Raw genomic sequence first — 22808 nt, 5'->3', positions numbered from 1 at the left:
CGCATTGACTTTATGAGTGAATCGATTTAGTTTTCTCTTTAAAGTACATATAATAGAGGCTTATTTTACCTTCTTGAATTATTTTTAAGCTTTTTGTTTCTTCTTTTAAGTTTTTAAACTTACCGCTTTCAAGTTTAGTTTTAATGGAATTTTTTATTTTATAAAAAGTGTTTATTGTAAAATAAAAATAGACAAAGTTGTAAAGAAAAATCCCCACTTTTGCAACTAAAAAATCCCCAGATTTGCAAAGGGTCATTACAGGTACCCATAAAAACTATTATCCTTGTAGTTAGGGACAACTTAACTGCAAGGGAGGAATGGAGGATGCTCACAATGCCCCAAATAGATGATATCAGAAATGCGTTCTTTTTTAAAGGGTTAAATATCAGTGAAATTGCAAGGAAATTTAAAGTTGACCGTAAAACGGTACGCAAATATGTTTACCAGGAAAACTGGAATGTTTCAACTGACACCAAAGCGAAAAAGGTATTTCCAAAACTTGAGCCTTTTAAAGAAGATATAGATCAATGGATTGAAGAAGACAAAAGAGACAGTTAACTTAACATAAAATTCCCCATGGGTGCCTGGGGAAAAATCTTTGCAAAAATGGGGAATTCCCTCTTGCAAAAAACATTCAGACAAACGGTACTTTATTAACTGAAGAAGATGCTGCCTTTATAAAAAAACATAATGTTCATATAAGTTTATCATTGGATGCTCATTTAGCAGAAATAAATGACAAGTTACGCTGTTTTTATAATGGAAATGGAACTTTTACTCATGTGCGAAAAGCAATAGAGATGTTTAGTGACTACGAGTGGCAGGGAGTTATAGTGACGATAACTAAAAACAATGTGAATATAATAGACACAATAGCTGAGGCATTATATAATTGGGGAGTACGTTCTGCTTTATTTAATCCTATATCACCATCGGTATCTGAAAATACTGTTTTTGTGCCATCAATTAAGAAATTAATAGACAATTATAAGAAATTTATTGATGTAGTAATAAGACTAAATACCTACCAACCTAAAGGAAGGCGATTAGTGGTAGATAATATAGAATCATTGGTTTTAGCAATTTTTACTTCTAATATGCGAGGTATGTACTGCCATATGAGTCTTTGTGGAGCTGGGCGACTCTCTTACGTGATTACTTGGAATGGAGATGTATATCCTTGCTCTGAGTTTGTACAATTTGAAGAGTTTAAATGTGGGAATATATTTGAAGATTCTATTGAAACTATCATAAATTCAGAGGCATGTAAAAAGTTAAGACTTCGGAATGTTAATAAGATAGATACTTGTAATAATTGTCCATACAAACTTATATGTGGGGCTAATTGTCCTGCTGCAGTATATGGATTATCAGGAACATTGCTGGGAAAATCTCCTTATTGTAAATTTAATTTTGAGATTATAAACTATCTTTTTGAAAAGATTTCAGAACATGGTATTGAAATAGCTTATAAACTGGTAAGTGAAGCGTTTGAAGAGAAAATAAAGACAAGAAAACCATTAGTATGGATTGAGAGGTAAAGAATATGAGAAAAACTTCTTATTTTTCTCTACTATGCAAAAGAAACATTGCTATTATGTTTTTATCTAACATGGCTATAGGACTAATGGATGGGCCTATGAGATGGCTTTTGCCTTTGCTTTTGATGGAAAAAGGAGGACCATTTCTTGTAGGGCTTTCTTTTTCAATTGCTAATTTAGGCGATACAGTTATCGCCTTATTAGGAGGGCAATTCAGTGATAGATTTGGAAGAAAGATAATGCTAGTTATATCTTCACTTTTTTATGCTATTGGCAGTTTATTACTCTTTCTTGCTTTTTGGCAGGGGAGTTTGAATTTCATTATAATTGGGATGATTGCCACAATTTTCATATATGGTTTAAGTGGAATCTCTTCAGGTTCTACTCTGGCTCTGATAACTGAATCAATTTCGGAGGAAGATGCAGGGAAAGCTCTTTCATTAGTTTCTTTTGGAGGGCTCATGGGTCGCATTTTAGGTTCTTCATTTATAGGAATTCTTTTTAAAACAAAACCTGTTGAAGCATTGATTGCCATGACAGTGTTTTCTGCTATTTCAGTATTGCTAAGGCTTCAGCTTAAAGAAACTTTTGCATTAGATAGTGAAGGAATATCCACGTTTATGAGGACACTGACCGAGATTAAGAGAAATAAAATTATTATTGTGATTTCACATGACCCTAGTTTGTCAAATATTGCGGATAAAATAATTAAGTTTCCTATTAATCAAGGAACTTTTTAGAAGGTTAATAATTTTACTTTTGATTAATTTTTAAATTTATGAAAGGCAGAGGAGAAAGATGAGCGGGCATGTAATTGTCACTAACGGTGTATAATTGAGCCAGAAATAACAGTAATAGGAGGTTATTCTCCTCATTTTTTATTTCTAATTGTAAAATATTAGGCGAAAAATGCATTTTCGTTCCCCAAAATGACACTTTCGTTCCAAATTTCACAAATTTTGCTCTAAATATTGTATAATATTAAAAAACAGTTCAATCTTTTTGGGGGTATAAAAAATGAATTTTTTATGCCCACAGGAGGAACTAATTTCTTCATATGAGCGGTGTAGGGAAATTGGTATTGACCCTTCAATAACTCTGCCATTGGTGATATTAAATCAAGAAGATTTGCAAAAGAAAATACATAAAAATAAAGAACTCATAGAAGCTTTTCATATGAGTGTAGAAGAGGATTGGGTAAAAGGTGAATATCTATTTTTGCTTAGTGATTTTGAAGGATATTTATTGGACGTAAAATGCAGCACAAAAGAGAAAAAGTGTATAAAAGATTCAGGCTTTGAACAGGGAGTATCCTTTAGAGAAGAAAGCTGTGGTACAAATGCGATTTCAATGGCAATGCGATTAAAGAGGGTAGTGTATGTAAGACCTAAGGAGCACTACTGTGACATATTCAAAAAATGGCACTGTATTGCTTCACCTATAATGGTAGAAAATGGGAAATAGTAGGCTATGTGGATATATCAACCATTGATAAAAAAATTGCGGATGAAGTATCAATGGTAATAAAACTGCTAGCTGAGAAAATAGCAACTGAGTATGAAAAGATAGTAAAAGAAAAAGAGCTAAATGAGATAAAGATAAAATTAAATGACAGCCAGATAAAAATGCTGGCATTAGAGGCAAAAGGATATAGAGAATTAGACATAGCAGAAGCTCTTGGAATAGGGGTTGTGACTGTAAAATATCACAAAAGAAAAATAGTAGAGAAACTTGGGGTAAAAAATATCAAAGAGGCAGTAATAAAGGCAATTAGGTTGGGATTGATAGATTTGGATTAAAATTTGAGACTATACTTTAGTATAATTTTTTTGCTTATTTATGTAAACCTTAACTGGAAATGTAATAAAAACTATACTAAAGTATAGTAGACATGTAATTAGTTTCATTGTATAATGAAAATAAAGAATAAATAAAGAATGAATACAGAGGAAAATATATAACAATAATTTCTTAATCCATAAAGATTTTGAAATTTAGCAAAACCTAAATAAGGGAAAAGGGGGATATGAGGTTTATTAAACTCACTTATTTAATGGTTAGATAAGTAAGAAATAACAATATAAGCCATGAGATGCTCTTGTTGTGATGAGAAATTTAAAGAAAAACTAAGATATTAAGAGAAAATAAAAGATAATAGAGGGAGGTGAAGACGTGGGCAATATTAAATTGTTAAAATTAATAAAAAAACATCCTTTATTTTGTCGAATTGAAATATTAGGGGAACATGCACATGGACAATGGCAAAGATTTTGGAGAGCAGATTTAGAGCGACTATTTACAGTGGAATGATGGCTGTGTGGAATATGATGTTTATTTTAGGGCCGGTAGTTGGAAGTATTCTTTATTCAAGCAGTCCAAAACTTACTTTTTTTGTAGCTTCTACCCTTTTATTGGTTACGTTTATACCTATAAAAAAGATTAGTATCTATTTTCATAATTTAGTCCAAGCAGAAAAAATAACACATTGACATTAATCAAACACCGGAGACGATTCTCTTTGTTTTGTTGCCTATTAGAAAATATCATTCCATCATTGGCAGAAACAAAAGTATTGAAAGTTTTGTAGTTATAACATTTATAGCTACAAAAAGGGATATACAAGAAATCAAAATAAAAAAATATAAAGTTTAAATTTTCAGATAATTAATTTTGAAAATTACTCCTTAAGTTTTGAAAAGCTTTATTTTACCGCCTTTGAAGCCATTTTGCAAATTTAACCTGTTGTAACTTACAGTTACAAAATTAAAATTTTTCACTGGCGATATATGAAAAAAAGAGAAAAAGAAAGAAAAAAGCGAATAACTTCGATGAAACGAAATATTGTAAGGGCCTATAAGCGTTTTTGCCATTTTACTGGTAGAGGTAAGAATGGTAGGATAAAATTGAAAGAAAATTTGAGAGGTGAAGTAAATTGAGGAGAATTATAGTTTTGTTGATAATAGTAATTTCTTTGCTTGGAACATTGGCATATGGTAACATAGCTCCAGCTTATATGAATGATAAAAAAGTGATACAACAGCAATACCTAGTAGCAGAAGAAAGAGAACCAAGGGTACATGGAGATATAAATAATCCATGGGGTGGATAGAAGCTTAGAAATTGAAAAATATTTTTAATATCCAATGCTTACTTATCGTAGAAGATAAAAACTAAAGAAGTATAAAAAGATATCTATAGAACGGCTTAGATGAAAGCTTTTGAATTTTCCCCAATCTATTATAAATAAAAAAGATGTAAAGCAAAAATAGATTTCAGGCAGCCTAGAAGCACATCTTAGAACTTTTATGTAGAAAAGTTTTTGAGATGAGCTCAGGATAAAAATTCTTTAAGGGGAGAAAGAAAATGAAACCGTCTAGATATAACTTTTTCTTTGACTTTCCTGAAGAGCCGGAGAAAATAGTAGCTTATAACTCAAGAACAGGAGCTTTAGCCTTAATGGAAAAAAAGAATCACGACAAGTATAAAAATTATGTAGAAAAAGGCATTTCGATTGATGACAGTAAATTAATAGAAGACTTGAAAAAAGGTCAATTTCTCATAGATGACAATATTGACGAACTTCAGCTATTACGTTTCAATCTCTGGCGGAGTAGATTTAATGACAAAAATTTGGGTTTAACTATTGCACCTACATTAGGATGTAATTTTGCTTGTGTATACTGCTACGAAAAGGGCAATCAGAAAGATGTATTTATGAGTGAAGAAGTACAGGATAAAATAGTTAAATATATAAAGCAGCGGATAAAGTATTTGCAGAGTGTAAATATTACTTGGTATGGAGGGGAACCTTTATTAGCTTTTGACATTGTCAAAGATATGTCAGAAAAAATTATAAAGCTCTGTGATGAAAATGAAGTTATGTATGGAGCATCTATTATAACGAATGGATATAACTTGACAAGGGAAGTAGTGGAACAATTTAGGAACCTGCGATTATCATTTATACAAATAACATTGGATGGTCCCCAGGATGTACACGATAAAAGACGTCCTTTAAAAAGTGGACAGGGAACTTTTGAAAAGATACTAGTTAACATAGAAGAAAATATTGATATAATGCCAAATATTTCTTTAAGGATAAACGTAGACAAAGAAAACGTAAACAGAGTTAATGAAATATTAGATGGGTTGGAAAGAAGAGGATTGAAAAATAAACTTAGTGTTTATTTGGGATATGTAGAACCTACAAATGATTGTTATGTACCAAATAAGTGTCTATCTATGCATGAATATTCTAAGGTTACTTATATGTTTGAAAAAGTGTTAAAAGAAAGAGGTTTTTCGAATAATTTAATGCATAAGTACCCCCATTTAAAATACAATTTTTGTGGAGCAGATAGTGTAAATTCAATGGTGATAGACCCGGAGGGATACATATACAAGTGCTGGTCTGATATAGGGATAGAAGAGTATAGGGTAGGAAATATATTAAACGACACATCCTTAGTTTCTTTAAATGTTGATAAATATATGGAATATCTTCTTTATGACCCTACGATAGACGAGATGTGTATTGATTGCAAGCTCCTGCCAATTTGTATAGGAGGATGTCCAAGGAGAAGAATAGAAAGAATGACAGAAAGATGTGGAGATTATAAGTATGTTTTAGAAGAATATTTGAAGGATATAGCAAAAGAGCTATTAGAGAAAAAACAAGAAAAGGTTTAAACCAATTTGAGTGTATATTTCAGATATTAATTTTGATTAGAATGTGCGCACATTCTATAATATACTGGATTGGAAAAAGGAGGTGGAGAGAATGGAATATCTAATAGAAGGTTATAGTATTAAGCTGGGTACTATCATTCCAAATTGTCGTGAAGATCTTCCACCTGTGCCATGGCCAGGTCCTTGCGAGTGCTTAGGTTTTTGTTGGGGACAGGTATGCCGTCCGGCAAAAGAGTTACCCTACTATGAAGTAAGAAAATAAATTAATTATGTTAATAGCGATGCATCTGGAACTTTCAAGTTTTAGATGCATCGCTACTTTTAAAAATTATAAGTGAAAGGATGGATATATTCTTGAGCAGAAGGTTACCTATTTTAATGATTACTTTGGTATTTTTAGCAATCATATTCCTCGGTACACATATTTTTTTGAATACACAGCTTAATTTATGGCAACCAAAGGAATTAACAGAAAAGCAGAAAATAGAAGACTTTGAATACATGTACAGCATCTTAAAAGACAATTACGCACATTTTTATGAAGTGAAAAAAATGTATGGCTATGACTGGCTAGAGCATAAGGAGGAATTTAAAGAAAAAATAAGAAAAACGAAAGATAATTTGGGATTCTACCATACTTTGAGTAATATTTTATTTAAATTGCATGACGGACATACTTATGTCCTAAGTCCAGGGTATTACAAATATTTTTTAGGAATATTTGGGGATGGGGTTTATAAAGATATGTTTAGAAAATCGGAAGGTCATTATAAGATGTGGGAGGAAATTTTTAAGAAGGTTTATAAAAAAGGTGAGGTAGAGGACCCCTTTTTACAAACAAGGAAGAGGGAAAATATTGAAACAGATATTATAGAACCTGAAAAAGTTGCTTATTTAAAAGTCTATTCTTTTTTAATTGATAGGCATAAAGGAGAAGAAGAGTACAAAAAAGAAAAAGAGAAGATATATGATTTTTTGAAAGGTATAAAAGATTACCCATATCTAGTTATAGATGTTAGTGATAATGGAGGAGGCAGTACTAAATATTGGGTGGAAGCTATAGTAGCACCTCTAAGGAATAAATTAAAAGAAGTTGAAAACTTGTCAGTGAAGAAAACTTATCTCATAAGAGGTGGGGAGTATATTGTTAAACTGCTTAGTAATCGCATACCAGATTTGAGAAATAATACGATAGATAAGCTTCCTGTATATGATTTACTTCCAGAAGAAGTAAAAGAAAGTTTCACGTACTATGTTACTGAAAATGTAGTAAAAAATTACAAGGATTTTTTTGAAAGTATAGAGCCGATAGATTTTAAGGGGAAGATATTTTTAGTGGTTGGTAGTTCTACTTATTCAGGAGCAAGTATATTTGCAGAATTTTGTAGAGAAACGGGTTTTGCTACAGTAATAGGTGAAAGAACTGGAAAAGGAGATGGGGGATGGCTTACCACAAGTCTCCTGCGTCTTCCTAACAGCGGGTTAATCGTAAGATTTGATGGGGAAATGCTTATAAATCATGATGGTACTTCATATTTTGAAACAGGGACTATACCAGATATAGAAATAAAAATGATTCCTAAAAACCCATTTGAAAAAGATGAGGAGATAAAACAAAAAATACTGCAAGTAATTAAATCATTAGAAAGTGAAGAAAAGGGTATTAAATAAGGGAAAAAGGTGTGATATTGTTGAGTAAGAAACTGTCAATTTCCATGATTACTTTGATATTTTTACTGATTGTAATATTTTCAGCAGGATTTTTTACAGGTATATATACTTCAAACACTCTATTTGCATCAGAAGAATTAAAAGAGTTAACAGAAAAAGAAAAAATAGAAGATTTTGAGTATATGTATGATATTTTAAAAGACAATTACACACATTTTTATAAGTAAAGAAAATGTACGGCTATGACTGGTTAGCCTATAAGGAAGAGTTTATAGAAGAGATAAAAAATACAAGGAATAATATTGAGTTTTATAATAAATTAAATGAAATTTTGGGGAAATTGCATGATGGGCACCTTTATGTAGCAAGTCCTAGCTATTTTAATTACATTTTAAAATTAATTGAAGATGAAACGATGAGAGATTTTGTTGAATTTAAGCCTTTTATAAAAATATTTAAAGATTCCAAGAAAAATTATGAAAAATGGAGTGAATTGCTAGGAAGTGTAAATCCCAGTCATAATAGTAGCTTTTTTGTTCAAATGAGGAGAGGACAGAAAAATATAAAAACAGAAATTTTAGAAGAGGATAAAATAGCGTATTTAAGAGTTAATTCTTTTTTGATAGATAAAGATCAGAACAGTAAAAATTATCGGGAAGAGAAAAAAGAAATATACAACTTTTTAAAAACTATCAAAGATTATCCTTATTTAATTATAGACATTAGTGGAAATGTAGGAGGTTCTTCAGAATACTGGATGGATGCTATAGTAGCTCCACTGATAGGAGAAAGAGGTTTGGAATATTTAAAATTGGAATATTTAGAAAATGAGGATAAAAATACATATTTTTATTTATCGCGAAAGGGGAATTATACGCAAAAAAATTTCGGGAGATGTGTAATATTTTATGACGAAGATAAATTCAGAGAGAGTCCTATATACGATAAACTTTCAGAAGAGATGAAAAAAGATTTTACAATCTATGAATTTAAAAAAACCTATTTAAACAAGAGGAAAAGTATATAGAAAAGTTTTTCAAATCAAATGAATATGTAAATTTCAAAGGGAAGATATTTCTAATAATAGACAGAGCGACTTTTTCTGCAGCCACAGAATTTGCCAAGTTTTGTAAAGAAACAGGTTTTGCTACATTAGTGGGAAGAAATACTTTAGGCCATGGTTCACTTACCTCATATATGAGGCTTCCTAACAGTGGATTGATTGTGAGATTTGAAGCCGGCACAATTTTAAACCGAGACGGGGGTTCATTTTTTATAGAAGGTGTGAAACCAGACATAGAATTAGACGTTCCAGATACAAATGCTGGCTATCCAGAAGTAAGAGCAGAAATATTGAAGCAAAAGACAGTCGAATTGATTAAATCTTTAGGAAAAGAGAAGTAATTTCTAAAAATGCAAGAGAGTTGATCAATATGAAAATATTTAACTTTGTTAAAAAATTCATATTTAAGTACAAAAGCTCCCTGATAGTATTTCTATTTTTTAGTATCATTGGATGGCTCATGTCAATTATAGTACCTTACATTACAGGTAATTATATTGACCTTCTATTGCAGAGTAAAGATTTTAAAGTAATTTATGATTTTACAGCAAAGATAGTATTAATTGGAATAATCACTATAATTAGTTCTTTTGTAATGAACTACACCTATGTTAAAATTCAGACCAAATCAATGACAGACTTAAACTTTTACGTATTGGACCATGTAACTAAATTGCCTATTCTTTACTTTAAAGGGGTAGACAGTGCATGTCTAAATCAAAGAATAAACTTTGACAGCAATACTGTAGTTTCTTTTGTATTAGCCAATGTGCTAGATATTCTTACTAATGCTTTAACTATTATTTTCTTGGCTTATATTTCCATGAGAATAAATGCCAAATTGACTTTAGAATTAATGGCTTTGATTCCCTTATATATATTGCTTTACTTTGTGTTTAGAAAACCTTTATATATACGAGGCTATGAATTAAAAGAAAAACAGAACGAATTTTTTTCAAAAATGAATGATAATTTGCAAAATGTAAAAGTTATAAAACTAAATGCGACTTTTAAGGAAGAAAGGGCAAGATTAAATAGCGCATTTGAAAAAATGTTTAATTCATTACTAAGATATACAAAAGTTTCTTATCTTTTTAATAGCAGCAATTCAATGGTGACTACTATTGCAAGGGTAATAATATTTTTTGTTGGCGGAATGGAAATAATAAATGGAAATTTGACAATAGGAGATTTTACGATAATTAGTAGTTATTTTTCAATGATGATAGGAAGTGTAGGATACTTTTTAAACTTAGGTAAGTCATATCAGGATGCTTTAATTTCCTATGATAGATTAAGACAAATATTGGATGAGCCCCAAGAGATAAATGGTACTATTAGATTAGAGGGTATAGAGACTATTGAACTTAGAAATGTTTCCTTTGCTTATGACAATTCTAAAAAAATTATACACGATTTCAATTATGAATTTGAAAAAGGGAAAATATACTGCATTGTAGGTGATAATGGAGCCGGCAAAAGTACTCTCATTAATGTAATTCTTGGGATTTTAGTAAATTACTATTCAGGTGAGATATATTACAATTCAATAGAAATTAAGGAACTAGACATGTATTACATAAGAAGGAAAATTATTGGAGTCACAGAACAGGAACCAAAATTAGTTAATGACACAATTATAAATAACTTAATATATGGGGTGGAGGTTTACGATTATAAAACTATTGATAAACTGCTAAAAGATTTAAATGTAGATATAGATAAATTTCATGAAGGATTGAATACAAAACTAAATGAAGCCTCCAGCAACATTTCAGGAGGAGAAAAATTAAAGATAGCGATTGCCAGGACATTTTTAAAAGATCCAGATGTCATAGTGTTAGATGAGCCCACGTCTGCCTTAGATGTTGTTAGTATTGAGAAATTAAAATCTATGCTAACAGCACTCAAGAAGGAAAAAATAATTTTAATTGTTACTCATAACCAAGAGTTTTTAAATATAGCGGATGAAGTGATAGATTTAAATAGAATTTCTAAAAAGGTGGAATGTTTGGTGTAATAAGATGTCAATATAAGTATAAATGGCTTTTACATTTAGGTTGTAGCTGAAATTGTGTATAAATTGTAAGTTTTAAAATGAGTATTTTGCTATTTAAAATTTTTCATTGGAGATATATAAAAAGTGTGGAAAAGGAAGAAAAATATAGATAACTTCGCCAAAACGAAATATTGGAAAGGCTTATAAACAATTTTGCCATTTTACTGAAAAGAGGTAAGAATGGTAGGATAAAATTGAAAGAAAATTTGGGAGGATGAGGAAAATTGAAGAAAGCTATAGCTTTATTGGCATTAGTAGCTTTTTTACTTGGGATAGTGACGTACATTAACGTAAAGCCCTCCTATATAAATGATAAAAAAGTAATGCAACAATACATGTTAGTAGAAGAAAGAGAACCAAAGGTACATGGAGTATTTCAGAAAATTGAATGACAAGTTTATTGCAAAATACCAATAAGCTTTTGAATAACTTCTTTCTGCACTTTTGTTGTTTTTGGTGAATTTAAAAGAGTATTTAATTGCTTTTTAAGAGAATCTTTATCTATCACGCCTTCGTAACTGAAATTATATTCAAGGAATTTATAAATTTACATTGTCTGTTTATCTTCTAAAGTGGTAAGTGCATCTATAAATCTCTCTAAATTATTGTAACAGAGTTTACCAACTATATTTGCATATTGTTCTGCAAAAGCGTCGTCAAGACCCTGAGTTGCTTTCAAAATATTTGTTATATCTTTTGTATCCATATTATCGCATTTTCTTTCATAGAGCCATGTGAGAAGTTTCATGGCACCGCCATTACTTTGTTTTTCATAAAGGGACCAATTGAGTTTTGGAAGTGTTGATATTATCTTTTTTGCATTAGCTTCACTCGTTTCATCACCTTTAAACAGCGACAGTACATAAGCTTCAGGAGAAGTTTCCTTGGATTTGCCGTCTAATTCACTTTGTTGTTCATTGGAATCAGGTTTATTTGAAGGTTGGCTATAACATCCAACTAATAAGAAGAGTCCTACGATAAGTAGTAGTGTCATGATAAAAAAAGAGTATCTGCTAAACATCGTAATATCTCCTTTCATATTTTTTAAAAAGAATTTCTACCGTATATTCTATATTAAGGTAACAAAATGTAAAGTTGTAAAACAAAAAATTGACAAGCAAATGAAGACTTACTGTTTCTATTGTTATTTTACTGTCAAATGAAGAAATGGTAAAATAAATTTGTAAAGCTATAATTTTATTTGGCATAAAAATAGTATCAAATCTTATAGGATTAATTTTAAATTTTGAAAGGCAGAGGAGAAAAATGAGTAGTTATGTAATTGAAGTAAAGAATCTTACAAAAATTTATAGAAGACAGGTGAAAGAGGCGGGCCTTATAGAAAGTGTAAAGAGTATATTTAAACCTTTATATGAAGAAGTTGAAGCATTAAGAGGAGTTTCTTTCAATGTAGGAGAAGGAGAAATTGTAGGGTATATAGGGCCAAATGGTGCAGGGAAAACTACTACTTTAAAAATTCTTGCAGGAGTCCTTTTTCCTACAGAAGGAGAAGTTAAAGTGCTTGATGAAATTCCATACAAAAGGAGTAAAAAATTTTTATCTAAAATAAGCTTTATTATGGCATCAAGGGGATTTCTTGAAGAGGTAGCATGGGACCTACCTGTTTTAGACGGTTTTTATTTCATAAAAGAAATTTACAATCTTTCGTATAGCGAATACAAAAAGAGAGTAAACAAACTATCTGAAATGATGAAGATAGAAGATATTTTAAAAAGTCCTGTGAGGAACCTCTCCCATGGCCAGAGAAAAAAAGTGGAGATAGTTGCAAATTTGCTGTGGGAACCGAAGTTAATTTTATTAGACGAACCAACTTTAGGGCTTGACATATTTTCACAAAATGAACTTCACAATTTTTTAAAAGAGTATGTAAAGGATTATAAGGCTACTGTAATCCTCACAAGCCATAATATGAAAGATATAGAAAAATGTGCTTCAAGGGTTATAATGATTGATAAAGGTCGGAAATTATATGATGGAGATATTGAGGGGCTGAAGAAAAAAATATTTGGCAGGAAATTTATAAAAATCTGTTTTGATGAGGTATTTGATGAAAGTCTAGAAAAGAAATTCCTGAGTATAGAAGGTGTATCGGTCATATCAAAGGAAGAAAACTGCCTTACAATTAGTGCAGAAGAAAGCATTTCAAAGGATGTGGCGAAAGAAATTTTAAACAAATACAATATTTCAGATATTGAGATTATGGATCCAACATTAGAAGAAGTGGTGTATAGATTCTACAGTGAGGGGAAGGAAAATGATTAGACTGTATTTAGAAGGTGCAAAATGTGAAATAAAGAGAATGCTTCAATACAAAGCAAATTCACTATTTTACTTAACAGTTGTCCTCATTCCGCCTTTAGCCCTTTTCTTCCTCTGGAAGACAATACTTTCCCATGGAGGAAGCATTGGAGGATATAACCTTTCAGATATGGTTACATATTTTATTGTGACACAATTTTTTGTAATGAATACTCCTTATTCTGCTTGGATAGAAATAGGGGAAAGTATAAAAGATGGAAGTTTAAGCCTTTGGCTTACAAAGCCCGTGAACCATTATCTTCTTTATCTTTTTAGGCTTATTGGCTCATGGATTTTACAGTGGATCTTTGGAATCGCAGGAGTTATAGTGGTATCAATTATACTAAAAGATTATGTTGTAATTCCAAAGGAAGCCAGTACATATTTTTTAAGTATTTTATTTTGGATGGGTGGAATAGTAATAGGGTTTAGTTATGGTTATATACTTAACCTTTTGAGTTTTTGGTTTGAGAGAAGTACATACATTATATATTTTTCTGAAGGGATTGTTGCACTTTTATCTGGTATGCTGATTCCGCTGGATTTGCTGCCAGCTAAAAGCCTATGGCTTTTTTTGCCCTTTAAGTTTTGCGGCTATGTACCAGCACAAATATTTTTAGGGAAAATATCGGGATTAGATATTGTTTTTGAGTTTGTTTCAATGGCAATTTGGATATTTGTTTTAGTATCATTAAGCCATTTAGTCTTTAAAATAGGAAGTAGGAGATTTACTGCGTCGGGAGGATAATAAAATGAGGTTTATAAAGTCCCTTTTTAAATTGAGGCTAAAAATGGATTTGGCCTTTAGGGTTGATGCATTCTTCAACTTTTTTACCCAACTGGTTTATTTAATTGGTATCCTTTTGCTTTTTAGAGTTATATATTTAAATGTCAATGAAATAGTAGGCTGGAATATAGGGGATGTGTATGTCTTACTTGGGACCTATTTTATCCTTATTGAGGTCTATAACATGACCTTTAGAGGAGGTATATTGAGTTTACCTGAAACTGTAAAGGAAGGGAATTTGGAGATTTACCTATTAAAGCCTGTAAATACAATTGCATTTATATTACTTAAAAGAGTGAATATTGGAAGAGTATGGAGGGTACTGCCTGGATTTATACTTTTAATTTATGGACTTAAGATGAATGACATTCATGCAGGCATGAACTTAGTTTATTATATAATTTCACTTATTTTATCTTTAATCATATATACTATTTCAAATTTTTGTATAAGCCTTCTTTCCTTTTGGTTTTATGAGGTAAACAATATGTTTTACATATACGATGATTTAATGGAATTTGCTAAATATCCTGATGTAATATATTCAGGCATTATAAGGAAAGTATTTATGACTATTATACCTGTTATAATATTTTCATCTTTTCCTGCAAGAATATTAATTGGACTTTCAAGCTTTCAAGAAATATTTGCTTACCAGGCAATTTTATTACTTGTATTTTCAGGAATATCACTTACACTCTGGCAAAGAGGTCTTGTAAAATATCAGGGAAGGGGATAGAGTCTTAAAAGTTTCCTTGTTGTTTTATGTTTTTATTGAAAGAGGAGGTTAGTATGGTAGACTATAGATTTAAAGAGGTAAAGTTTAGAATTGTTCCATATCTTAATAAGTATAAATACGGTTATGCTTTTTTAATATTTGTTAGATTAATTTACACTGCAATTTTGATATATATCCCTACATATATTGGAATGTACATAGATTATATAACAAAAGTTGAAAGCAGCGTGAATTTGACTATCAGAGAATTTTTATTGAAATTTACCCTATTGATAATTTTAGAATTTGTAAGCATGTACATAGCTTACTATCTAAACGTAAAAATTTCAAATTATATGCTAATAGATATTGAATCTGACGTTATGTATGAGGTCAAAAGGCTACCTTATGAAAAAATATCAAGCGTTAACGGACAGTATCTGGCGCAGAGAATTAATAATGATTCTGTTACTATATCAGACTGTGTTGTAGAGAAATTCCCTTATGCAGCAATAGAGATATTAAAAATAATAGTACTCATTCCAATACTGTTTAGCATAAATACACTGCTGGGATTTTTATCTCTGCTAATTGTGTCAATGTATGTGCTGTTTTACAAACTTTCTCAAGCTCGTTATTATTCTTTGAATAAAGATATGTTGGAAAAACAAGCTGAATTTTTTTCAAGGATAGGGAGGCAATTGTTTAATATACTGGTAATAAAGATTAACTCATGGTATGAGGAAATTGACAGTGAATTTTTAAAAGCAAGCATACCATTTGTAAAGTCTTCTATTAAATTTTTAAGGTATGACTTTTGGATATCCAATCTTTCAAATTTAATGACTCGCCTGTTTTTTGCTATTGTAATAATTGTACTGGGTATATCCTTGGGGAAAGGTACAACTACCATTGGCAATTTAACTACTGCTATTATCTATGTACAAATTTTAATACCAGGAGTCGCAAGTATTATTGAAAGTGGGAAATCCTATCAGAAATATAAAGTTGCAAAGGACAGAATAAATGAACTTATCAGTATGGAAAAAGAGCACAATGGCAGTAAAATTATTGATGACATAAATGTAATAGAATGCAAAAATTTAACAGTGTTAATAGGTGAAAAAGAGATTTTTAATAATGTTTCTTGTCGTTTTGAAAGAGGCAATATTTATCTGATAGTGGGTGAAAATGGTACAGGTAAATCTACATTTGTGCACACACTGCTTGGAATATATCAACCTAAAAATGGAAAAATTTTATATGACGGAATTCCTATAGAAGAGCTGGATATGTATTCTGTAAGGAAAAGACTTATTTCTTTTACGGAGCAGCATCCTTATCTTTTAGAAGATACCATATATAACAATCTGGTTTATGGCAAAAAAGACCTGAATAAAGAAGAATTTATGAATAAAATACGTAAGATTCATTTATTGGATTTTATTGAATCTTTTGATAAAAAATATGATACAGAAATCAATGAAAAATCGTCTAATATATCAGGAGGCGAAAGACAGAGGATAGCAATTTCAAGGTCTTTACTAAAAGAAGCAGATGTGTTCATATTTGATGAACCTACAAATGCATTAGATAGTGAAGGAATATCCACGTTTATGAGGACACTGACCGAGATTAAGAGAAATAAAATTATTATTGTGATTTCACATGACCCTAGTTTGTCAAATATTGCGGATAAAATAATTAAGTTTCCTATTAATCAAGGAACTTTTTAGAAGGTTAATAATTTTACTTTTGATTAATTTTTAAATTTATGAAAGACAGAGGAGAAAGATGAGTGGGCATGTAATTGTCACTAACGGTGTATAATTGAGCCAGAAATAACAGTAATAGGAGGTTATTCTCCTCAATTTTTTGTAATTTCTAATTGTAAAATATTAGGCGAAAAATGCATTTTCGTTCCCCAAAATGACACTTTCGTTCCAAATTTCACAAATTTTATTAAAAATATTGTATAATATTAAAAAAGCCGTTTTAAAATTTTGGGGGTATAAAAAGTGAATTTTTCATGCCCACAAGAGGAACTGATTTCTTCATATGAGAGATGCAGGAAAATTGGCATTGCCCCTTCAATAATTTCTCCATTGATTTTATTAAATCAAAAAGATTTACAAGAAAAAATACAAAAATATCAAGAACTGATAGAAGCCTTTCATATGAGTGTAGAAGAAGATTGGGTAAAAGGTGAGTATCTATTTTTACTTGCTGACAGTGAAGGATATTTATTGGATGTAAAATGTAGCACAAAAGAAAAAGAGTGTATAAAAAATTCAGGCTTTGAACCGGGAGTATCTTTTAAAGAGGAAAGCTGTGGAACAAATGCAATTTCAATGGCAATGCGATTGACGAGGGTAGTGTATATAAAGCCTCAGGAGCACTACTGTGACATATTGAAAAAATGGCACTGCATTGCTTAACCTATAATAGTAGAAGATGGTGAAATAATAGGTTATGTTGATATATCAACTATTGATAAAAAAATTGCGGATGAAGTATTGATGGTAATAAAGCTGTTAGCTGAGAAAATAGCAATTGAATATGAAAAGAGGATAAAAGAAAAAGAGCTAAATGAGATAAAGGTAAGATTAAATGACAGCCAGATAAAAATACTGGCATTAGAGGCAAAGGGATACAGAGAATTAGACATAGCAAAAGTTCTTGGAATAGAGGTTGTGACTGTGAAATATCACAAAAAGAAAATAGTAGAAAAAATTGAGGTAAAAAACATTCAAGAGGCAGTTATAAAAGCAGTTAAGTTGGGATTGGTAGATATTAATTAAAGTTTGAGACTATACTTTTGTATAGTTTATAGTTTTTTTGTTTATTTATGTAAACATTAACTGGAAATGTAATAAAAACTATACTAAAATATAGTAGACATTGAGAAAAATGTATATTATGATAACTGTAGAAAAGTTTGGTAGATCAAGAAGGATATAAACAATAATATGGTTTTTGTGGCTTTAATAAAACATTATGTACCAGTCTAATAAGTATTTAGGGTTATTTAACTTAGTATTAGCTTTAATAGGGGTAGAGTCCATGGAAATAAACTCACATGAGATAATGCCCATATTTTTGAGGATATTAACCTGATTTTGAAAGATAGTAGTTAAATAATCATGATAGAACTCATTAATAAAACGGCGGAAAGTCCAATAAGAAGGAAGAGGTTTAAAAATATTGAAGCCACAAAGATGAGCAATGATAAGATTATTGCGGAGATAATCTAGGAGGTCAGAAATTGTACCGAATCTTAAAGCTTAATAACAATAAAAGTTCTAAACATTGCATGATGAGAATAACCCTTACGGCTAGGACTAGAGGAAGGGGATTCAGGTATTGAAGACAAGTCTAGATTTTTAAACATAGAAGAATAGAAATCAATTTTAGACTGAGAGGTAAAGAATTCAGGTATATTTAAAAGTAATTAAAGCTGGTACATGTGGGATTTTCTCCCTCTTAAAAACATTTTCATGCTGTATATATGATAATTCGACAAATGGGAGGGGAAATCCTACATAAAAGATAAAAAATTCAAGAGCGATAGGAAAAAAGCATGTCTGTAGAATGGCTTAAATGAAGGCTTTTGATTTTGCACAAGTCTATTATGTAATATTTGGGAGGTGATGATAAAAGAGCTGTAGCTTAGTTTTATTCAGTGAGATTAAGTTTAATTTGAGATTACAATTCCAAAAGCAGGAGGTGAAAATAATATTAAATAGGGAGAAGCGAACCATTTTTTAAGGAATACCAATTTAAAAAGTATTATTATGAAAGGATGATAATTAAATGGTTAGAAGATTTAAGAATTTCAAAAAATTAATTATGTTAATTTTGGGTACATTACTTATTCCGATTTTAACTGGTAATCTCGTTTTTGCCAATATTGGAAATAGTTTTGTTGATAATATAGCTAATAATATTTCTGAGACATTTTTTCTTGTCAAAACAATTACGATTCTCACCTCTGATGGTTTACCGTTGAAAAATGGATATGTTCAAGTTTATTCACTGGATATGAATGAAAATGTTTTTTTAGGTAAAACTGATGAAAATGGACAAGTTCAAATTAAAATTACATATAACAAATCAGATATAAAGAATTTATTTAGGTCCAAAAATGTAAGCGTGATAGATCTTCATTATATAATTTTTGCTGGAAACGATACGGAAATGGCTGTTGAAGGTATGACAGTGTCATATTTAATTGCTAATGACAAAAATCTGGATCTTTTAACAGATAATGAGATACTTAGAAAGGATACGGATATTCCTAAAAAAATAGAAACAGTAAAATTTAAAGACATAAAAAATTTTAAAATAAGTGAAAATGCCAAAGAGGCAAATAAAATACCAGCTACAAATTCTTTATATTTGAATGATGGGGCTGTAATAACACCAAATGAAGTTCCCAGTTGGTTTTTGGTTTCAGAAAAAGATTTAGGAGATAGAGAAACAACTGTAGCCTATGTAAATATATGTGACGGAGTACAATCTTCATTTGACATGTCTAAATCATCGTATGGAGTTGTGAAACTATCTGGAAGCTCTGTTATCTCAGTTTCTTATAGTTCAGGAAGTACCATTACAGCTAGGAATGAATCGGCAGAGGGTACTTATCCAGGTACTCACAGGGAATATAGAACAGGTTTTGAATTCTACGAACAGAAGTGGATGGACAATTATGGAAACGTAATGACAGTTCTTGTTCCTAGACAATGGAATGGCTACATAAATAAATACGATTCATATGAACCTATGTGCACCCCTGCTCATATATCTGATGCTTATAGATTAGGATATATTACTATTCAAGGGGGCCAATCAATAGAAGTTAGCTATTCTAATGGCTTAACTATTCAGGGAGCAGCAAAAATTCCTTCTATATTTTCAAATATAATATATAGTGTTGATGCAACATATACTTCATCAACCAATTCTGCGTTAACAAGGAAATTTACTACCAAATATAAGACATATCTTGTATATCCATCAACTAGTAAAACATATGTAATACCACATTAGTTTAAAGGAATGATAATATGAGAAATAAGAAAATGTTTTTGCTAATGCTTTCTATTTCTTTAGTAATAATAGCTGCTTCATCATACTTATTCTGGGTTATTGAAAGCAAATATATAAAGATACCTGAACCTATTGTGACGTTACAAGATCCTTTTACTAAGAAAATTAAAATTGCTGAAATTCCTCTTGTTATTGTGAGAATTGAATATAATAGCAGGTTTAAGCAGAAGTATAACTTCTGTGGAGGAGAACAATCATTAATAGATATAATTCTCAATCCCACAATTGCTTTACCCAATGATGAAATAAGTATACTTTTTAGAGAAAAGCCCTTGTATTGTGTAGTATTTGAAAGGCAAAAGAATGGGAATTACAAAAAAGTTTCCGAGACTTTTTTCGAACAAAAATCTGAATACATAAAAACGCCATCTTTTAACTTACCGAGTGAACCGGGAATATACGTGTACAGTCTTATGGTTGATTATTCGTTTGGTAGAGGGGTATATTATTTTTCCATAAAGGTAGTAGATGATAAAACAGATGATATCAAATAGCTGTACATTAATAAAATAGTTTTTGCTATGACTTATTTTTAAGTATTAATAGCGAATTAAAAATAATTTATTTTCGACGTTTTTAAATTGACCCACCCCATGGCAAAATATCCCTCCAATCTACAAAACATTTCAGAGGATTGGAAAGTTGTAAGAATGCTTAGGGGTGGGGCTACTATCATGATAAACAAACACAAAGCAAAGGGAAAAGTATTTATGATAATTACACTAGAAACATGGCATCGATAGAGGGATAGTTTTTGCGAATCCAGTAGATTATTTTCATTTATGTTATAGAGGAAGAATTTATGACAAAAATTTTCAAATTAAAGGAGATGGTGTAAATGATAAAATAAGAATGTACGAAAAGTGGAAAATAAAAATGTACAAATTTGTACATAAATTTGATATCCTTCTGGGCATCCTTTGTGACTAAATGAGTGTTTTATGTTACCTTTGGATAACATATATTCTTGAAATTTGGCGCTTGTATACTGTAAACCTAAATCACTATGAAGTATAAGCTCTCCCTGTGGTTTTTGAGCATTATAGGCATTTTCTACAGCACGAATAGCCAGCTCTGTATCCATCGTTTTAGAAAACGCATAGCCAATGGACTTTCTTGGTATAAAGATCTATTACTGTCGCAAGGTAACACCATTTGTCCTTAACAGTATAAATATATGTTATATCAGTAACCCACTTTTGATTAATTGTAGTGGTAGAAAAATCACTATTTAAAATGTTTTCTCTTTCTTCTACTCTGTTGTTAGAACTGTAAGGTTAAACAGTTAAGTCTATATAATTGTGTAAAAAGGAGTTGAGCCATTCCCCACCCCTGGTTAGAATAGAAATAGAAACGAACCAAAAAATCTAACCGGAGGGATAGGAAATGGCTCAATACAATATTACCATAGATTCTGAAATTTTGCATTATCTTTTTGTAAAAGGAACAAAAGATGAAAAGTTAGCTAAATTATTAGAGTCTGTACTTAATCAAATTTTAGCAGCTCAGGCTACTGAACAAGTTAAAGCTGAACCTTATGAAAGGACAGAAGAAAGACAGGATTATCGTAATGGTTATTATTCAAGAAGTTTAATTACCAGAGTTGGAACTCTCACCTTAAGAGTTCCAAGACTCCGCAATGGCAAATTTACCACTGACCTTTTTAACCGTTACCAGAGAAGTGAGCAGGCCCTTTTGTTGGCACTAATGGAGATGGTGGTTAATGGAGTATCTACCCGAAAAATCGAAGAAATCACTTATGAACTTTGTGGAACTGAATTTTCAAAATCCACAATTTCCGAGCTTTGCAAAAATCTCGATCCTATTATTACAGCGTGGAATTCAAGACCTTTAAGAGAAAAAAGCTTTCCCTTTGTTATAGTTGATGCCAGGTGTAAGAGTAAGAGAAGAGGGACGTGTTTGTCAACGCAGCGTATTAATTGCTGTAGGCATAAATGAAAAGGCTTACGAGAAGTATTAGGCCTTATGATAGGAGACAGTGAATCAGAAGATAGCTGGAGTGAATTCTTTTCATGGCTGAAGCAGAGAGGGCTCCATGGAGTTGATTTGGTAGTTTCCGATCATCATAGTGGACTTGTACAAGCCATTTGTCGACACTTCCAGGGAGCTACGTGGCAAAGGTGCCAAACACATTTTATGAGAAATATCCTTGATAAGACTCCAAAAGCTTTACAAAAAGAATTACATGCCAAATGAAAGCCTATTTTGAAGCACCAGATCCCAGAACAGCGAGAATGCTATTAAATCAAGTATTAGATGAATATAGAGATAAAGCTCCTAAAGCAATGGAGATTTTAGAAGAAGGGTTTGAAGATGCAATAGCGGTTTTAGAACTTCCTGAGCCTTATCGAAGGAGACTTCGCACTACTAATATGTTAGAGCGTCTAAATGAAGAAATTCGTCGTCGTGAAAGAGTTATAAGAATATTCCCAAGTCGAGAATCTGGCATTCGTCTAATAGGAGCATTGTTAATGGAACAAGATGAAAAATGGGCTTCAGGGAGGAAGTATTTAGATATGACTGAGTATTTCGAGTGGCAAAAAGAAATTTCAAAAAAAGCGAAGGATAAGGTTATTTCAATAAAATGACCTTTATCACCACCGTTAGTTTTTGATAACTGCTGGAGCCCCATGGTGTCAAGGACGGGCAAAAGCCCGGCGTAGCGTATCCTTGACACCATGGGGCGGAAGCAGTACAATGAATTGAACGGTGGTGATAAAGAAGGTTCATGTTCTAACCAGGGGGATTTTACACAAAAATTTGGACTTGACCGTTTTGCCAGGTGTTTATAGTTTATTTTTCTTAATTGCTTTTATGGTTAGCGTTGTTAC

Annotated in this window: 19 protein-coding genes and 5 pseudogenes; 21 read left to right on the top strand and 3 right to left on the bottom strand. The window is 31.1% G+C overall.

Annotation, left to right across the window (positions count from 1 at the left end; genetic code table 11):
* The first annotated feature begins 333 nt into the window (after nucleotides 1-333).
* The 13 genes and pseudogenes from TTE_RS13055 to TTE_RS14070 all read left to right on the top strand — a co-directional run bounded on the left by TTE_RS13055 (nucleotide 334) and on the right by TTE_RS14070 (nucleotide 11415).
* Nucleotides 334-558, top strand: coding sequence for a terminase gpP N-terminus-related DNA-binding protein (locus TTE_RS13055; protein ID WP_157858525.1), 225 nt, complete (start codon nucleotides 334-336; stop codon nucleotides 556-558).
* A 275-nt stretch (nucleotides 559-833) separates the two neighbouring features.
* On the top strand, nucleotides 834-1541 hold the full coding sequence (locus tag TTE_RS13050) for an SPASM domain-containing protein (protein ID WP_041587247.1): 708 nt from the start codon (nucleotides 834-836) through the stop codon (nucleotides 1539-1541).
* A 5-nt stretch (nucleotides 1542-1546) separates the two neighbouring features.
* The gene (locus tag TTE_RS13045) at nucleotides 1547-2281 is read left to right on the top strand and encodes an MFS transporter (protein ID WP_011026725.1); all 735 of its coding nucleotides are present in this window, start codon (nucleotides 1547-1549) and stop codon (nucleotides 2279-2281) included.
* A gap of 277 nt (nucleotides 2282-2558) precedes the next feature.
* A pseudogene (locus TTE_RS14410) lies at nucleotides 2559-3340 on the top strand (LuxR C-terminal-related transcriptional regulator).
* 459 nt (nucleotides 3341-3799) lie between these two features.
* Nucleotides 3800-4030: a hypothetical protein gene (locus tag TTE_RS13030; protein ID WP_011026723.1), complete on the top strand. Its 231-nt coding sequence runs from the start codon at nucleotides 3800-3802 to the stop codon at nucleotides 4028-4030.
* Nucleotides 4031-4473: 443 nt separating this feature from the next.
* Entirely contained in the window at nucleotides 4474-4650 is a 177-nt protein-coding gene (locus TTE_RS13980) for a hypothetical protein (RefSeq protein WP_157858524.1), read from the top strand.
* A gap of 254 nt (nucleotides 4651-4904) precedes the next feature.
* Nucleotides 4905-6230: a radical SAM/SPASM domain-containing protein gene (locus tag TTE_RS13025; RefSeq protein WP_011026721.1), complete on the top strand. Its 1326-nt coding sequence runs from the start codon at nucleotides 4905-4907 to the stop codon at nucleotides 6228-6230.
* Nucleotides 6231-6608: 378 nt separating this feature from the next.
* Nucleotides 6609-7901: a S41 family peptidase gene (locus tag TTE_RS13020; RefSeq protein WP_011026720.1), complete on the top strand. Its 1293-nt coding sequence runs from the start codon at nucleotides 6609-6611 to the stop codon at nucleotides 7899-7901.
* Between the two features lie 20 nt (nucleotides 7902-7921).
* Nucleotides 7922-8128 carry a hypothetical protein gene (locus TTE_RS14405; RefSeq protein ID WP_226990143.1) on the top strand — a complete coding sequence of 69 codons (207 nt, stop codon included), beginning with the start codon at nucleotides 7922-7924 and terminating at the stop codon, nucleotides 8126-8128.
* Nucleotides 8129-8316: 188 nt separating this feature from the next.
* On the top strand, nucleotides 8317-8928 hold the full coding sequence (locus tag TTE_RS14395; protein ID WP_226990208.1) for a S41 family peptidase: 612 nt from the start codon (nucleotides 8317-8319) through the stop codon (nucleotides 8926-8928).
* The gene (locus TTE_RS14390) at nucleotides 8925-9305 is read left to right on the top strand and encodes a S41 family peptidase (protein ID WP_226990207.1); all 381 of its coding nucleotides are present in this window, start codon (nucleotides 8925-8927) and stop codon (nucleotides 9303-9305) included. Before TTE_RS14395 ends, TTE_RS14390 begins: the two co-directional genes overlap by 4 nt.
* A gap of 29 nt (nucleotides 9306-9334) precedes the next feature.
* Nucleotides 9335-10984: an ABC transporter ATP-binding protein gene (locus TTE_RS13010; protein ID WP_011026719.1), complete on the top strand. Its 1650-nt coding sequence runs from the start codon at nucleotides 9335-9337 to the stop codon at nucleotides 10982-10984.
* Nucleotides 10985-11247: 263 nt separating this feature from the next.
* Nucleotides 11248-11415 carry a hypothetical protein gene (locus TTE_RS14070; RefSeq protein WP_011026718.1) on the top strand — a complete coding sequence of 56 codons (168 nt, stop codon included), beginning with the start codon at nucleotides 11248-11250 and terminating at the stop codon, nucleotides 11413-11415.
* Between the two features lie 155 nt (nucleotides 11416-11570).
* On the opposite strand, the gene TTE_RS13005 is transcribed toward TTE_RS14070, so the two are convergent.
* Complete coding sequence (locus TTE_RS13005) at nucleotides 11571-12044, bottom strand: hypothetical protein (protein WP_011026717.1); 474 nt, start codon at nucleotides 12042-12044, stop codon at nucleotides 11571-11573.
* A 245-nt stretch (nucleotides 12045-12289) separates the two neighbouring features.
* On the opposite strand from TTE_RS13005, the gene TTE_RS13000 reads away from it, so the two are divergent.
* From TTE_RS13000 to TTE_RS14385, 5 genes and pseudogenes are all read left to right on the top strand, one after another.
* Complete coding sequence (locus TTE_RS13000; protein WP_011026716.1) at nucleotides 12290-13306, top strand: ABC transporter ATP-binding protein; 1017 nt, start codon at nucleotides 12290-12292, stop codon at nucleotides 13304-13306.
* Nucleotides 13299-14090, top strand: coding sequence for an ABC transporter permease (locus tag TTE_RS12995; RefSeq protein WP_011026715.1), 792 nt, complete (start codon nucleotides 13299-13301; stop codon nucleotides 14088-14090). The genes TTE_RS13000 and TTE_RS12995 overlap by 8 nt, the downstream gene beginning before the upstream one ends.
* A 4-nt stretch (nucleotides 14091-14094) precedes the next feature.
* Nucleotides 14095-14868: an ABC transporter permease gene (locus TTE_RS12990; RefSeq protein WP_011026714.1), complete on the top strand. Its 774-nt coding sequence runs from the start codon at nucleotides 14095-14097 to the stop codon at nucleotides 14866-14868.
* A gap of 53 nt (nucleotides 14869-14921) precedes the next feature.
* Nucleotides 14922-16583 (top strand): ABC transporter ATP-binding protein, encoded by a 1662-nt coding sequence (locus TTE_RS12985; protein WP_011026713.1) that lies wholly within the window; start codon nucleotides 14922-14924, stop codon nucleotides 16581-16583.
* Nucleotides 16584-16865: 282 nt separating this feature from the next.
* Nucleotides 16866-17648 (top strand): annotated as a pseudogene (locus TTE_RS14385) (LuxR C-terminal-related transcriptional regulator).
* 216 nt (nucleotides 17649-17864) lie between these two features.
* Here the strand turns inward: TTE_RS14385 and TTE_RS13660 are convergent.
* Nucleotides 17865-18238: pseudogene (locus tag TTE_RS13660) on the bottom strand (transposase); the annotation flags it as partial.
* A 422-nt stretch (nucleotides 18239-18660) separates the two neighbouring features.
* Between TTE_RS13660 and TTE_RS12970 the strand changes: the two are divergent.
* Together TTE_RS12970 and TTE_RS12965 are read left to right on the top strand one after the other, a co-directional pair.
* Nucleotides 18661-19896, top strand: coding sequence for a hypothetical protein (locus TTE_RS12970; RefSeq protein WP_011026710.1), 1236 nt, complete (start codon nucleotides 18661-18663; stop codon nucleotides 19894-19896).
* A 17-nt stretch (nucleotides 19897-19913) separates the two neighbouring features.
* Nucleotides 19914-20450, top strand: a complete 537-nt coding sequence (locus tag TTE_RS12965) for a hypothetical protein (RefSeq protein ID WP_011026709.1) — start codon at nucleotides 19914-19916, stop codon at nucleotides 20448-20450.
* A gap of 416 nt (nucleotides 20451-20866) precedes the next feature.
* Here TTE_RS12965 and TTE_RS14380 read toward each other — a convergent pair.
* Nucleotides 20867-21233 (bottom strand): annotated as a pseudogene (locus TTE_RS14380) (transposase); the annotation flags it as partial.
* Nucleotides 21234-21342: 109 nt separating this feature from the next.
* On the opposite strand from TTE_RS14380, the pseudogene TTE_RS12960 reads away from it, so the two are divergent.
* Nucleotides 21343-22565: pseudogene (locus tag TTE_RS12960) on the top strand (IS256 family transposase).
* Nucleotides 22566-22808 lie beyond the last annotated feature (243 nt).

It is taken from the genome of Caldanaerobacter subterraneus subsp. tengcongensis MB4 (assembly GCF_000007085.1).
Classification (GTDB): domain Bacteria; phylum Bacillota; class Thermoanaerobacteria; order Thermoanaerobacterales; family Thermoanaerobacteraceae; genus Thermoanaerobacter; species Thermoanaerobacter subterraneus.
This window is presented reverse-complemented; position numbering and strand designations above follow the sequence as displayed.

Coding starts and splice junctions, on each gene's coding strand:
- TTE_RS13055 (WP_157858525.1), top strand. CDS start 334: ATGCCCCAAATAGATGATATCAGAAATGCGTTCTTTTTTAAAGGGTTA.
- TTE_RS14395 (WP_226990208.1), top strand. CDS start 8,317: ATGAGAGATTTTGTTGAATTTAAGCCTTTTATAAAAATATTTAAAGAT.
- TTE_RS12970 (WP_011026710.1), top strand. CDS start 18,661: ATGGTTAGAAGATTTAAGAATTTCAAAAAATTAATTATGTTAATTTTG.
- TTE_RS13030 (WP_011026723.1), top strand. CDS start 3,800: ATGGCAAAGATTTTGGAGAGCAGATTTAGAGCGACTATTTACAGTGGA.
- TTE_RS13010 (WP_011026719.1), top strand. CDS start 9,335: ATGAAAATATTTAACTTTGTTAAAAAATTCATATTTAAGTACAAAAGC.
- TTE_RS13020 (WP_011026720.1), top strand. CDS start 6,609: ATGATTACTTTGGTATTTTTAGCAATCATATTCCTCGGTACACATATT.
- TTE_RS12985 (WP_011026713.1), top strand. CDS start 14,922: ATGGTAGACTATAGATTTAAAGAGGTAAAGTTTAGAATTGTTCCATAT.
- TTE_RS12965 (WP_011026709.1), top strand. CDS start 19,914: ATGAGAAATAAGAAAATGTTTTTGCTAATGCTTTCTATTTCTTTAGTA.
- TTE_RS13005 (WP_011026717.1), bottom strand. CDS start 12,044: ATGTTTAGCAGATACTCTTTTTTTATCATGACACTACTACTTATCGTA.
- TTE_RS12990 (WP_011026714.1), top strand. CDS start 14,095: ATGAGGTTTATAAAGTCCCTTTTTAAATTGAGGCTAAAAATGGATTTG.
- TTE_RS12995 (WP_011026715.1), top strand. CDS start 13,299: ATGATTAGACTGTATTTAGAAGGTGCAAAATGTGAAATAAAGAGAATG.
- TTE_RS13000 (WP_011026716.1), top strand. CDS start 12,290: ATGAGTAGTTATGTAATTGAAGTAAAGAATCTTACAAAAATTTATAGA.
- TTE_RS13045 (WP_011026725.1), top strand. CDS start 1,547: ATGAGAAAAACTTCTTATTTTTCTCTACTATGCAAAAGAAACATTGCT.
- TTE_RS13025 (WP_011026721.1), top strand. CDS start 4,905: ATGAAACCGTCTAGATATAACTTTTTCTTTGACTTTCCTGAAGAGCCG.